At 31.9% G+C, this 14,498-nt stretch carries 11 protein-coding genes; 7 read left to right on the forward strand and 4 right to left on the reverse strand.

Annotated features, from left to right (window positions below; all coding sequences use genetic code 11):
• Positions 1-4: 4 nt before the first annotated feature.
• The 4 genes from BTO06_RS07285 to BTO06_RS07300 are packed head-to-tail and all read left to right on the forward strand — an operon-like array spanning position 5 to position 2,745.
• Positions 5-592: a nucleotidyltransferase family protein gene (locus BTO06_RS07285; RefSeq protein ID WP_100924666.1), complete on the forward strand. Its 588-nt coding sequence runs from the start codon at positions 5-7 to the stop codon at positions 590-592.
• Positions 589-1,761 carry a molybdopterin molybdotransferase MoeA gene (locus BTO06_RS07290; protein WP_100924667.1) on the forward strand — a complete coding sequence of 391 codons (1,173 nt, stop codon included), beginning with the start codon at positions 589-591 and terminating at the stop codon, positions 1,759-1,761. Before BTO06_RS07285 ends, BTO06_RS07290 begins: the two co-directional genes overlap by 4 nt.
• Positions 1,761-2,507: a sulfite exporter TauE/SafE family protein gene (locus tag BTO06_RS07295; protein WP_100924668.1), complete on the forward strand. Its 747-nt coding sequence runs from the start codon at positions 1,761-1,763 to the stop codon at positions 2,505-2,507. The genes BTO06_RS07290 and BTO06_RS07295 overlap by 1 nt, the downstream gene beginning before the upstream one ends.
• A gap of 4 nt (positions 2,508-2,511) precedes the next feature.
• Positions 2,512-2,745 carry a MoaD/ThiS family protein gene (locus BTO06_RS07300; protein WP_100924669.1) on the forward strand — a complete coding sequence of 78 codons (234 nt, stop codon included), beginning with the start codon at positions 2,512-2,514 and terminating at the stop codon, positions 2,743-2,745.
• A gap of 1 nt (position 2,746) precedes the next feature.
• Here BTO06_RS07300 and BTO06_RS07305 read toward each other — a convergent pair whose 3' ends face one another.
• On the reverse strand, positions 2,747-3,874 hold the full coding sequence (locus BTO06_RS07305; RefSeq protein WP_100924670.1) for a methionine aminotransferase: 1,128 nt from the start codon (positions 3,872-3,874) through the stop codon (positions 2,747-2,749).
• Positions 3,875-4,072: 198 nt separating this feature from the next.
• Between BTO06_RS07305 and BTO06_RS07310 the strand changes: the two genes are divergently transcribed.
• The gene (locus BTO06_RS07310) at positions 4,073-5,170 is read left to right on the forward strand and encodes a hypothetical protein (RefSeq protein ID WP_100924671.1); all 1,098 of its coding nucleotides are present in this window, start codon (positions 4,073-4,075) and stop codon (positions 5,168-5,170) included.
• A gap of 21 nt (positions 5,171-5,191) precedes the next feature.
• The gene (locus tag BTO06_RS07315; RefSeq protein WP_157811766.1) at positions 5,192-6,226 is read left to right on the forward strand and encodes an Ig-like domain-containing protein; all 1,035 of its coding nucleotides are present in this window, start codon (positions 5,192-5,194) and stop codon (positions 6,224-6,226) included.
• 772 nt (positions 6,227-6,998) lie between these two features.
• Here the strand turns inward: BTO06_RS07315 and BTO06_RS07320 are convergent.
• Together BTO06_RS07320 and BTO06_RS07325 are read right to left on the reverse strand one after the other, a co-directional pair.
• Complete coding sequence (locus BTO06_RS07320; protein WP_100924673.1) at positions 6,999-10,277, reverse strand: VPS10 domain-containing protein; 3,279 nt, start codon at positions 10,275-10,277, stop codon at positions 6,999-7,001.
• A 37-nt stretch (positions 10,278-10,314) separates the two neighbouring features.
• Positions 10,315-11,157, reverse strand: a complete 843-nt coding sequence (locus tag BTO06_RS07325; RefSeq protein ID WP_100924674.1) for a dienelactone hydrolase family protein — start codon at positions 11,155-11,157, stop codon at positions 10,315-10,317.
• Between the two features lie 168 nt (positions 11,158-11,325).
• Between BTO06_RS07325 and BTO06_RS07330 the strand changes: the two genes are divergently transcribed.
• Positions 11,326-12,669 carry an alkaline phosphatase D family protein gene (locus BTO06_RS07330; RefSeq protein WP_100924675.1) on the forward strand — a complete coding sequence of 448 codons (1,344 nt, stop codon included), beginning with the start codon at positions 11,326-11,328 and terminating at the stop codon, positions 12,667-12,669.
• A gap of 72 nt (positions 12,670-12,741) precedes the next feature.
• On the opposite strand, the gene ggt is transcribed toward BTO06_RS07330, so the two are convergent.
• A complete protein-coding gene (ggt, locus tag BTO06_RS07335) occupies positions 12,742-14,439 on the reverse strand; it encodes a gamma-glutamyltransferase (RefSeq protein ID WP_100924676.1) in 1,698 nt (565 codons plus the stop codon).
• Between the last annotated feature and the right edge of the window lie 59 nt (positions 14,440-14,498).

The following is a 14,498-nucleotide window of genomic DNA, read 5'->3' on the forward strand; positions in this document are numbered from 1 at the left end:
TTTCATGAAAATCGCCACTTTAATTTTAGCAGCAGGGTCTTCTTCAAGAATGGGAAGTCCTAAACAGTTATTGTCTGTAGGGAATACTACATTATTAGGCACAGTAATTGAAAAAATACTTTTATTAAATAATAATTCCATTTACTGTATACTCGGGTCAAATGCAGATATAATTAAAGAATCCATAGCTAAATATGATTTGACTATTTTAACTAATTCAAATTATAGAAAAGGATTATCAACAAGCATAGCTTCAGGTATTCGGCATATTAAAAACTTAGATTACGATGCTGTCTTAATTGTTTTGGGAGATCAACCAAACATACAAATTAATTATTTCCAGAAAATTATCGAGAAATGGAAAAGTTCTCAGGATTTTATTATTGCTTCGAACTACCCCTCACGAAAAGGTGTTCCAGCATTATTTCCTAAAAAACATTTTACTCTTTTGGAAAATTTAGAAGGTGATAAAGGTGCCTCAAATATTTTAAACAGTGATGAATTTCCTATTTTTACAATAAACTCAAATATCGATTTATTTGATGTTGACACCCAAAATGACTATCAAACTTTGATTAATAAAACACTATGATTTCAGTTTCCGAAGCAATACAACATATTGAAAATCATTTTTCGAAAATGCCTTTGGTTATAAAGCCAATTGAAAAAACCTTAGGATACATCCTAGGAGAAGATATTATTTCCCCGATTAATATGCCTCCATTTAAGCAGTCTGCGATGGATGGTTACGCCTTTGTGCATTCAAATAATAACGATTATTTAGTGTCTGGTGAAGTTCCAGCAGGAAGTAATGAAAATTTCCCCGTGAACTATGATGAAGCTATTAGAATTTTTACAGGATCACGTATTCCCGATGATGCTGATACTGTTGTAATGCAAGAACATACCGAACGAAAAGGTGATAATCTTAAGATAACAACCCTTCCAGAGAAAGGCGCTAACGTAAGACCTTTGGGAAATCAAATAAAAATTGGCGATGTTGCTTTAAAAACTGGAACTTATTTAAATGAAGGAGCCATTGGCTTTTTAGCCGGTTTAGGAATTACTAAAGTACAGGTTTATAAAAAGCCAAAGGTTAGTATTTTAGTCACAGGAAATGAACTTCAAAAAGTTGGAAAAAAACTAAAGGAAGGTCAAGTATATGATAGTAATTCTATTACTTTAAAACTTGCGCTGAAACAATTAGGTATTAAAAAAGTTCGTATTTCTAAGGTTAAAGATACTTTTAAAGCAATCTTCAAAACTATTAAAATAGAACTCAAAAAATCTGATGTAGTTTTAATTTCAGGTGGAATTTCTGTAGGTGATTACGACTTTGTAAAACAGGCATTACATGATAACGAAGTTGCAGAAGTTTTTTACAAAGTAAATCAAAAGCCTGGAAAACCTTTATGGTTCGGATATAATGATACAACTAAAGTTTTTGCTTTGCCGGGAAATCCAGCATCTAGTTTAAGTTGTTTTTATATGTATGTTCTTCCTCTGTTAAAAGCTCATTTAGGTTATTCAAATCCATATTTACCAAAAGAAAAAGCAATTCTAAATTCAGACATTAAAAATAAATTTGGTAAAACGTTATTTTTAAAAGGAACTGTTGAAAATGGTCAAGCAACTTTACTAGACGGACAAGCTTCTTCAATGCTCAAATCTTTTGCCGTTTGTAATGCGTTACTTGTAGTACCTAAAGATGAAACACTAATTGAAAAAGGACAAAAAATTGAATATATAAAATTGATTTAATGGCGTTTATTCAAGCGGACGTTCTCGTTCTATTTTTTGTAATTCTTGCAATAGTAGCTTTTTTATATGCTAGCGTTGGCCATGGTGGTGCTAGTGGTTATTTGGCCCTAATGGCTTTATTTGCATTTCCAATTACTGTAATGAAACCGACAGCTTTATTACTAAACATTTTTGTCTCTGGAATATCATTTTGGTTTTTTAAGAAAAACAATCATTTTAAGTGGAATCTTTTTTATCCTTTTGCTTTAACATCAATACCAATGGCATTTGTAGGAGGATATATTTCTATAAATGCTACCTTGTATAAGCAAATATTAGGAGTGTTTTTAGCTTTTGCTATTTTAAAAATGTTAAATGTTTTTGGAAAGGAGAAATCTAGTATCACAGAAAATAATTTGAGATTGTCCTTACTTATTGGAGCTTTCATAGGTCTGTTCTCGGGAATGATTGGTATTGGCGGAGGAATTATATTAAGTCCCGTTATAATACTTTTAGGATGGGGAACTATGAAGCAAGCTGCCGCTGTTTCAGCTCTATTTATTTTTGTTAATTCTATATCAGGAATTATAGGTTTTATTTTAAAAGGTGGTGTGATTCCAAATGAAGCATGGTTTTTTATACCAATTGCTGTAATTGGTGGAAGTCTAGGTGCTTTATACGGAAGTAAAAAATTTAATGGATTTGTATTAAAATATGTTTTAGCCGGAGTTTTAACAATCGCCGCAGTAAAATTATTCTTAATTTAGAAATATGGAAATAAAATACTTTGGAGAAATAGCTGAGAAAACTAATAAGACCAATGAATCTATTAGTATGGAAAAGCAAAGTTTGTTTGAATTAATATCTTATCTTGAAAATGAATACAATATTCTAACCAAGGACATTCAAATTGCTGTAAATCATAATCTTGTTTCAAAGGATATTGACATCTCTTTTGAAGATAAGGATGAAGTTGCTATTCTTTCACCGTTTGCAGGTGGATAAATTATATTTTACTCAACTTTTTTGCTGCTTCTAGTAACGTTTCGTCTGTTTTTGCAAAACAAAAACGTAACATATGTTTGTCCGTAGCATCTTCGTAAAAAACTGAGATCGGAATTGCAGCAACTCCGTGTTCAGTGACTAACTCTCTCGCAAAATCTAAATCGTTCTTAGTACTAATATTTTTATAGTTCACGATTTGAAAGTATGTTCCTTCAGATGGCAGTACTTCAAAACGACTATCCTTCAGAGCTTCTCGAAATAAAGTTCTCTTATTTGAATACATTTTTGCAACTTCATCAAAATTAACAATGTCTAAATACTCTGAAATTACATGTTGTGAAATACTATTTACACTGAAAACTAAAAACTGATGTACCTTTTTAATTTCTTTCATCAGGTGTTCAGGAGCAATTAAATATCCGACTTTCCAACCAGTAACATGTAACGATTTTCCAAATGAGGAAGCAATAATTGCTCTATCTCTCAATTTAGGTCTACTATTTACTGAAATATGAGGATGTTTAAATGAAATATATTCATAGACTTCATCGCTCAGTAAGATAACGTTTGGATGTTTCTCAAGTATTGATTCTAGATTTTCATAATCACTTTTTGACCAAATTTTCCCCGTAGGATTGTGTGGATTGTTTACTACAATGAGTTTCGTTTGTGAAGTAATTGCATCTTCAATTCTATTGAAATTTGGAGAATAATCATCATTTAAAGAAATTCTAACTGGCTTCCCTCCTGCTACCAATACAGATGGCTCATAACTATCATAACTTGGATCTAAAATAATGACTTCATCTCCAGATGCAACTAATGCATTTATTGCCGTGTAAATACCTTGTGTAGCTCCAGAAGTTACTAATAACTCAAAAGAAGTATCAATAGATCTACCATAATTCTTTAAAGTTAACCCAGCTAATTTATCTAATAATGACGGTAAACCTACCATTGGAGTATACTGATGAATATTTTCTTTGAGTAAACATTCAGAAATTTCTAATAACCTATTATCTATGGGAAAGTTTGGAAAACCTTGAGATAAATTGATAGCATTATGCTGATTTGCCAGTTGTGACATCACAGAAAATATACTAGCTGAAGTATTAGGAAGTTTAGACATGTTAAATTAAAATTCAAGTTATACGAAAATATAATTTTGATTTAAATAAAGGAATTATTTAAGTTCTTTAATTCTTTATTATAGAATTAAACAATTTTGTTTGAGCATGTTAAATACTCTTACATTGAGAAACCTTAACATTTCTTTCACGATTAAGGCCTTAGGTTATCCGTAAATTTGGTAGAAATAAATCAAACCATGAGAAAATTAATACTAACACTACTAGTAGGGTTGTTTTGTTTACCTTCGTTTGCAAACGACTCATTAACAAAAGACTTTACAACGGGTAATCCAGAAATAGGTTCAATAAATGCCATGACTTTTGGCCCAAACGGAATATTATTTTTAGGAGATAGTGAAAATTCACAAATTGTTGCAGTTGATATGAGTTCAGCCAAAAAAGCAACAAACAAGAAGTTATATATAAAAGATATTGAATCTCTTTTAAGTGATTTATTGGGTGCTGATAGTGATCAGCTACAAATTATAGATCTGGTTGTAAATCCTGTAAATCAAAATGTGTATTTAGGAGCACAACATAGCTCTGGAAAATCACTTCTTTTCCTTGTTAATAATAATACATTGGAAAATGTGTCTTTAAGTTCTGTTTCATTTTCAAAAACAGCCGTATCAAATGTAATCAAAGCTGATGCTAAAGATCGAAGAGGAAGACCTTTAAGAAGACTAGCCATTACGGATATTCAATATGGTAATGGACAAGTAATGATTTCAGGATTAAATAATGCTGAATTTGCGTCAACGTTTAGATCAATTCCATTTCCTTTTACAAATAATCAAAAAGATAGTTCATTAGAGATTTACCATGCGGCTCATGGAAAGTATGAAACCCATGCCCCGATTAAGACATTCATGACGACAACCATAAACAATCAACCACATATAATTGCAAGTTATACGTGCACACCATTAGTTGTTTTTCCTATGAATAGCTTAAACCCTGGTGCACACACAAAAGGAAGAACTGTAGCGGAATTGGGAAATTGGAATACTCCTTTAGATATTATTGAAATGACTAAAGATGGAAAACGCTATATTTTAATGGCAAATTCCAATAGAGCTTTAATGAAAATTAAAGTTTCAGATATTGAAGCGTTTAATACTTCTGTGAACACTCGTGTTAAAGAACGTGCAGGAACGAGCGGTGTTGATTTTATTAATTTACCTTTTGTTAATGTTCAACAATTAGATAAATTGAATGATACGCAATTTGTTTTTATTCAGAGAGAAGCTAACGGTAAACTAGCTTTAAAAACAAGTTCTAACCGTTGGTTGTAATACTTTAATTGCCACAATTTAATGCGATTAATAACACTATTATTTTTTATAATGACTTTGGAGTTGTTTTCACAATCTCCAAAGTTTTCTTTTTATAGAACGTCTATAAAAGTTGTAACTACTGATGTGCAAAATGTTATTAAAGTCTATAAAGGTACTTTTAAAAATTTACAAGAAATAAATAATAGAAAATCTATTATAGGAAATATAAAAAGACAAGGAGATAAATTAACGTTTTCTCCTTTACTTCCATTTCAAGTAGAGACTAATTATACCGTAGTTTATGGTAGGAAACTTTATGAGTTTTCTATTCCTTTAGAATCTAATTATAAGATTCTTGGTGTTAAAAATTTATATCCTAATTATTCTGAACTTCCATCAAATTTATTAAAATGGTATGTAGAGTTTTCAAAACCTGTAAATCCAACGAATATCTACGATCATATTTCCTTAATAGATAATATAACTCAAAAAAAGGTAGATAGAGCATTTTTGCCATTAGAAAATCCTTTGCTTTCAAATGATGGAAAACTCCTTACTCTATGGATAGAACCAGGAAGACAAAAAAGAGATTTAGGTCCAAATAAACATTTAGGAAAAGTTTTAGAAATTGGTAAATCATACACATTAATGATTGATGGAAATTTAAAGGATTCGAAAGGAATTCCAATGAGGTCTAATTTTACTTTTTCCTTTGAAGTTTTTGAGGCTGATAGGACTCAACCCGATATAAATAATTGGAAATTGAATCCTCCAAAAAGAAATACAAAAGATGAATTAGTTATACATTTAAATGATAAGTTAGATTATGGTAGTTTAATTAATAATCTTATACTATATAATAATAAACAAATTGAAGGTGTTTTTACTATCGATAGCAATAACAATAAAGTTATTTTTACACCATTTCATAAATGGAAACCTAATACGTACGTTTTAAAGTGTAATAAGTTAATAGAAGATTTAGCTGGGAATAACTTAGAACGTCTCTTTGATAGAGATGTACAAGAACAAAAGGTAACTCCTACTTTAGAGCGTAGTTTTACGATAAATTAGTAATAGTAATTCTGGTTTTTTATTTTTCAAAAAGAATAATGTTAGGATGAATTATTTTAAGACTCCTTAAAAAAATATTATTAATTAATCACTTGGTTTGTTTCTTTTTCTTAACCTCAAAATGTGAATTGATGCATAGTGGAAAAGGAAATCTTTCTCTACCAAAACTTATTCTTTATCTTTTAATGTAAAGCTCCAATGAAATAACACAATTCCAGAGAAATTAATTATTAATATTTTTTAATTATTTGAACATAAAAAAATAATCTAAATTCAAATAATTTTCCTTCTTGAATAACTTCTAACCTGTCTTTATTTGATTATGCAACCTTGTATATTAGTAATTTGTTACTTCGTTTATGAATTATTCAACTTAAGGTTTTCAAGTCCCATTGTAATAGACTTAGCAGACATTTTTATGTCATAAACTTAAACAATTAATCGTTCTATCACATTTTTTAAAAAAAATAACATATTAATTCCCATCTCCTATCGTATAAAAAGTTTATTACTTTTCCTTTAATTATAAAACAATTTCTAATGTACACATCTTCTTCTTGAATCGTCTGTTGTTCTTTTAAACGCATTTTACTTTTCGATTTACAAATGATTTACAATTCGATTTATTTGATTACAAAATTGTTAATTAGCAATAAACAAAATTAAATCAATGGATATTCGACTCAATATTCAAACTTAGAGCTAGGTAAAAAAATACGATTACCCAATAAGGATAATCGTATTCGTTAAGATGTTAAGTATACTTTTATATCTAATTTTTAGGCTCGTAACCTCTTCCTGGTGTGTAAGGAACTCCTAAATCAATTAATTTTTTCTCTAATGTTTTGATATCAATATTATAAATCTGCTCTACTCTCTTTTTAAGAACAATAATTTCATCTTTAGCTATTTCGTAATTATCACGATGTGTTTTTGTTGGAGTCGCAGTTGAATATTTTTGCTCATATCCAATTGCTCCTAAACGATTAGCTACAGGTAAAGGTTGATCAATATCTAATCTACGCTTAACAGCATCACCATATAAAGAAAGTCTTACTTTTATCAACTGTTTTTCGATATTTAATACATCTGTCATTAACGATCCAATTGGTTGTTCAGACTTTTTAATACCAACTTTGATATAACGTAATTTATTATTTGATTCAGACATTAAATTTCTAATGATTCCCATATCAGCTTGTAACTTTGCTAAATCCTTTTGGAATGCTACTTTCTCTGCACGGTTTTTAGCAGGCATTTCTACATTGTTTAATGCTTTAACCTCAAAACGTACTGGATCACTTAGCTTAGTGAGTTCTCCGTTTTTGTATAAAGACATTTCAACTGTATATTGTCCAGGAGCAACCAATGTTCCTTCATCTTTACCACTGAAAGGGTTATAAAAAGATGATTTTCTTAAATTAATAGGATTTTGCGGTGTATATCTTAAATCCCAGTGAAATCTTTGAACGCCTTTTACTGCTGGCTTAAATTGCTTTTTAATTACTTTTCCATTTGAATCTTTAATAACAAAAACTAATTCATCTTTGGTTTCGTCAGTTTCCGCCTTTAAAGCTTCGTATGAAGGATAGGGAGTGTCCGAACCAGATTTAGTAAGCTCTTTCTCTTTCTTTTGACGCTTACTTTTTAAGGTTTTGTAGCTTGAATCGTAGTAATATGTGATTAAAGCTTCTGGACCTAAATTATCAGCAGTATAGAAATTATCACCTTGGAAAGATTTTCCAGGTAAACCTAAAGGACTACTTTGCTCCCACATTAATGCAGTCCTGATTGGATATATTTTAGCTTTTTCGGTAGGTTTAGCATTCTCAATAGTTCTAAGAACAGAGTAATCGTCTAAAACATAAAATCCACGTCCGAATGTACCCAGAACTAGGTCATTCTCGCGTTCTTGAATAGCAATATCTCTAACCGCAATTGTAGGTAAACCTTTTTTTAACTGTTTCCAGTTTGATCCTTGATTTGGTGAAAAGAATGCACCAAATTCAGTTCCTACAAATAATAAGTTTTTATCGATGTGATCTTCCTCAATAGCATAAACACTTCCTCTTTCTGGTAAATTAGACTGAATCGGATTCCAGCTTCTACCTTTATTTGTTGATTTAAATATATAAGGTTTAAAATCTCCATATTTATGATGGTTAAAAGCCACGTAAATTATATTTTCATTATGTCTAGATAAGAATACACTATTTACATAAGATTGTTCTGGTGCTCCAGAAATCTTAGAAATTTTACGCCAGTTTTGTCCACCATCTTCAGAAATATGAATTAATCCATCATCGGTTCCAGTAGCTAACAAGTTTTTATTTAATGGAGATTCAGAAAAGGCAACGATACTTCCAAAAAGCGAAGTCGATCCGTTTTTCATAACAGCATCCATGCTTACTACTCTGTCATACACTTTTAAAGTATTTCTATCAATTTGTTGAGATAAATCATCGCTAATCACTTCCCAACTATTTCCATAATCATCTGACTTAAATACTTTATTGGCAGAAAAATATAATCTTCCAGGAACATGTCTACTCACAACTAAAGGTGCGTCCCAATTAAAACGATAGGCATTCTCACCTTTTCTTGCTTTAGGTTTGATTCCTACAGTTTCACCACTTTTTTTATCGTAACGTACTAACCCTCCATATTGAGATTGCGCATACACAATATTTGGATTATTCGGATCTATCTGAGACTCAAAACCATCTCCTCCATTTGTAATAAACCATTCTGAATTACGAATACCGTGATTGGTTAATACTCTTGATGGTCCACCTAAACTGAAATTGTCTTGAGTTCCACCATAAATATTGTAAAATGGTGCATCGTTATCTACGGCAACTTTATAAAATTGAGTAACAGGAAGATTCTTTTTAAAGTCCCATGTTTTAGCTCCATCGAAGGTTTCATAAATACCCCCATCACATCCTACTAACCAATGTTTATTGTTGTTTGGATTAATCCACATACAATGATTATCAACATGCTTAGTATCTTCTCCAACTAATTCAAAACTCTTTCCTCCATTATGAGTTACTGCCATCCAAGTATCCATTGAATATACCGTGTTTTCATCTATTGGATCTGCAATTATTTCTTGGTAATAATTACCACTTGTTACATGGGAACTGCGTTTTTCCCAACTTGCACCTCTATTTGTAGAAGCGTAAAAACCACCTTTACGATTAGCAGCCTCTACAATTGCATAAATAATTTCTGGATTTGCAGGAGAAATTGCTAATCCAATTCTTCCTAATTCAACACCAGGTAGTCCTTTGTTAATTTTGGTCCAAGTTTCTCCCCCATCTTCACTTTTGTGCATACCAGATCCTGGTCCACCACCAACATAAGTGTAGACGTGACGTCTTCTTTGTAATGTTGATGCATATAAAACATTTGGATCTCTAGGATCCATAACAACATCGTTTACTCCAGTGTGTTCATCTACTTTTATAACAGATTTCCAAGTTTGACCACCGTCTTCAGTTTTATATAAACCTCTGTCTCCACCTTTGCTCCATAACGGACCAATTGCAGCGACATAGACAATATTTGAATTTTCTGGATGAACTATAATTTTTCCGATATGCTCAGAATTCTTAAGTCCCATATGTTTCCAAGATTTTCCTCCGTCTAGAGATTTGTATACACCATCTCCATAGGCGACTGATCGTTGATTGTTATTTTCTCCTGTTCCAACCCATATAATATTGGGATTGTTAGGGTCAACACTAACACATCCAATGGAATATGATCCTTGTGAATCAAAGATTGGTTGATATGTAACTCCCGAGTTTACAGTTTTCCATACACCTCCAGCTGCAGTAGCCACATAATACTCAAACGGATTTTTAGGGTTGAAGGCGAAATCGGCTATACGTCCTGATGTTAAAGCTGGACCAACATTACGCCATTTTAATCCAGAAATACTGATTTTACTTAATTCAGATTTTTTGTTTTTGTTCTTTTGAGCATTACTAAAAAGATTCGTACTCAAAAAAATACTCAAAAAGACAATGAGTGTTTTTCTCATGAATAAAAGATTCTTAAAATTATTTGATTAATAAAGATTAGTTAGTAAAAACATCTTTTAACAATTGCTGTAAACTTTCCCAAGATTTTTGGTCAGCTTCAGCATTATATGCTAGCGGAAGTTTGAATTTTTCTCCATTTGCATCTGCTTCTTTAGAGGTAAAACTATGCTTTGCTCCTGGATAAGAAACGTATTCATACTTTTTTCCTAAAGAATCTAATGCAGAAGTAAATGCTTTTACTGATTCAGGACTTATGAATGGATCTTCAGCTCCGTTACATACTAATACACGAGCTTTTAATTCTTTGTTTGGCATTACAGGAAGTTGCACTCCACTATGAAAAGCGGCAACAGCATCTAAATCTTCTCCAGTATTAGCCATTGTTAAAGCAACACTACCGCCAAAACAATATCCGATTGCAGCAATTTTATCAACATCCACAGATTCATGCTTTTTTAATAGATCTAACGCTGCTTTAAAGCGTGCTTTTGCCACGGGTAAATTAGACATTACACTATTTGCAAATTTACCAGCATCCTCAGGATGACTTGCTTGTTTTCCGTCACCATACATATCAATGGCAATAGCAGTGTAACCTAATTCGGCTAACATGTCTGCACGTTTTCGAACATAATCATTATGTCCCCACCATTCATGCACTATGACTATACCAGGTCTTTTTCCTTCTACATTTTCATCAAAAGAAATATATCCCTTTAATTTTGTTGAATCAGTGGCATAGATTACTTCTTTACCTTTAACGTTTACTATTGCTTGTTTCAAATTTGCAGAATTTTCTTCCTTCTTTTTGTTTTCATTTTTACACGAAAATAGTACTGCAATTGCAATTAATACTGTAAAAAATTTAATTAGTTTCATTTGGGTTAGATTTTAAGTTTTATAAAGATAGTAATTGCTGCTTTAAAACTTGAACGGTTACTACAGTTACTCATATAATTATGAATTTCTTAAGATTTAAAAAACATTAGTTAATTCAGTACTATTATATTTGCTCAATTACTTAATTAACTAGTTAAATACATTCAGATGGTAAAGACGATATTTTTTGTAGCTATTTTATTTATGAACAGTTTGACGATTATAGCTCAAGATTTAGTTCAATCTGGACCTATGGTTGGTTATTCTTCAATGAAGGAAGCTTTATTATGGGTGCAGACTAAAAAAGCAGCCGAAGTACATTTTGAGTATTTCAACAAAGAAGAACCTAAAAAGAGATTTAAAACAGAAAAATATACAACTGAAAAGAAATTTGGTTTCGTTGCGAAATTAATTGCAAATGAAATTCAACCAGGAAAGAAATATACCTATGAAGTATTTGTTAATGGTAGAAGGATAAAACGAGATTATCCAATGGAATTTCAAGCGCAAACGCTTTGGCAATGGAGAACAGATCCACCTGAGGTGAATTTTGCTGTTGGAAGTTGTAATTATGTAAACGAAAAAGAAGTTGATAGACCTGGAAAACCTTATGGGAGTGAACATGAAATTTTCACTACAATCCATAGAAAGAAACCGGATTTCATGCTTTGGTTAGGTGATAATACATATTTAAGAGAAGTTGATTGGGATTCACGAACAGGTTTTCTTCATAGGTACACACATACTAGATCTTTACCAGAACTTCAACCATTATTAGCATCAACACATCATTATGCAATTTGGGATGACCATGACTTCGGACCCAACAATGCTGACGGAAGTTTTCCAATGAAAAAAACAGCCTCTGAAATCTTTAAATTATTTTGGGGAAATCCAAATTATGATGTTATTGATAAAGGAGGGATAACAGGGTATTTTCAATGGGCTGACTTAGATTTTTTCTTATTGGATAATCGCTATTATAGAACCGCAAATAACAATCAAACAGAAGAGCGTCAAATGCTAGGTAAAGAACAAATTGATTGGTTAATTAATGCATTGACTTTTAGTCGAGCCCCATTTAAATTTATCGCTGTTGGTGGACAATTCATTAGTTCTGAAGCAATGTATGAAAATCATGCTATTTATCAGAACGAACGTACTTATTTAATTCAGAAGATTCGTGAAGCGAAAATCGAAGGAGTCATCTTCCTAGATGGTGATCGTCATCATACAGCATTAAGTAAAATGCAAGAAAGTAATAGAGTGTATCCTATATACGACCTAACATGTTCTTCTTTAACTGCGGGGGCACACGCCAATAAAGAAGAGTTAAATGTATATAAACTTCAAGAAACTCTTGTTGGTCAACATAATTTTGGAATGCTCAAAGTAAGTGGCCCAAGAAAGGAAAGAGTGCTTAGTATTCAAATTTTAGATAAGGATGGAAAGGAACTTTGGATAAAGCAAATTCAAGCAAAAGATCTAAAGTATAAATCAAAAAGAAGATAATTCAATCAATTTTTACAAAGAAAAGCGACCTTGTAATCAAGGTCGCTTTTCCGTTATAATAAATTTATATTTTTAATAACCTGCAGCTTGTCCATCTTTACGACTTTCAGAAGCTCCATGATATACTTTATTTTTATCATTCCACATGATTCCTTGATATCCACCATAAACTCCTCTAACAGTGCCAATTCGATGACCTCTGTCAATTAATCCTCGAATTGTTGTGTAAGGAATCCCAGATTCTGTTCGAATGGTTCCAGTATTCGTAGTTGTTTCTCCCATTGGGTTAGCGCCGCCAGTATGGTCAAATCTTGGTGCATCTCCAGCTTCTTGTAAATTCATTCCGAAATCTACTAAATTCATAACAATCTGAGTATGCCCCATGGGTTGAAAATCTCCACCCATAACCCCAAAGCTAACAAAAGGTTTTCCATTTTTAGTAATAAAAGCAGGAATAATTGTATGAAATGGTCTCTTGTTTGGTTCATAGGTATTTGCTTGCCCTTTTTTTAAACTAAATAATTCTCCCCTATCTTGGAGCATAAATCCTAATTCAGGAGGAACCATTCCCGATCCCATTCCTCTATAATTACTTTGAATCAATGAAATCATTGTTCCGTTTTTATCTGCAACCGTCATATAAATAGTTTCACCCGCAGAAATTTTACCCGCATTATATTTTCCTGCTCGTTTCCCAATTTGAGCTCTTCTCTTCTCAGCGTATGAATCTGAAAGTAATTCGGTAACAGGAACTTTAAAGAAATCCATATCTGCATAATATTTGGCTCTATCTTCAAAAGCTAATTTTTTAGCTTCCGTAAAAAGGTGTAAGTGTTCTGTACTACCAAATTCGATATTTGAAAAATCATATCCTTTTAGGATTTGTAACATTTGTAAAGCCGCAATGCCTTGTCCGTTTGGTGGTAATTCCCATACATCATAACCTCTATAGTTTACAGAAACAGGCTCTACCCATTCAGATTTATGTTTATTTAAGTCTTTTGCAGATAAAAAGCCTCCTTGGTTTTTTATAAACTTACCAATAGTTTTAGCAATTTCTCCTTTGTAAAAAGCATCTCTTCCGCCTTTAGCAATTTTTCTATATGTGTTTGCTAAATATGGATTCTTGTAAATTTCTCCTTCGTTAGGCAGTTTCCCTCCGTTTTGTGTGATATAGGTTTCAGTAATGTTTGGGAAATTTTTAGATTTATAAAAAGGAATGCTTCTTTGTAAATACCATGCAATTAGTTCAGTTAAAGGAAAACCATTCTCCGCATAATTGATAGCAGGAGCTAATATTTCAGACATTGGTTTAGATCCAAACTTATTGTGAAGTTCAAACCATCCGTCAACGGCACCTGGTACACTCACTGGAATTGGTCCGTGAGATGGAATTTTAGTCATGTTATTTTTTTCAAAATACTCCAAAGTCAATTTTTGAGGTGAACGTCCACTTGCATTTAAGCCATATATCTTTTTTGTTTTTCCATCCCAAACTATAGCAAATAGATCACCTCCAATTCCACAACCTGTTGGTTCCATTAATCCTAATGCAGCATTAGCTGCAATGGCAGCGTCAATTGCATTACCACCTTTTTTTAAGATATCTAAACCAATTTGTGTAGCTAAAGGATGGCTCGTGGCAACCATTCCATTTTGTCCTAAAACTTCAGAACGAGTTGCAAATGGTTCACCTGTGATTCTATCTTGAGCTTCTGTGTATTGTAAATTCATTGTAATACAAAAAGCCATAAGAAGTAATTTTCTCATAAGTATGCGCTTTCAGATTTTATTTGTGCCTCTAAAATACTAAAGAATATACTCTAAAT

It is taken from the genome of Tenacibaculum sp. SZ-18 (genome assembly GCF_002813915.1).
GTDB lineage: Bacteria > Bacteroidota > Bacteroidia > Flavobacteriales > Flavobacteriaceae > Polaribacter.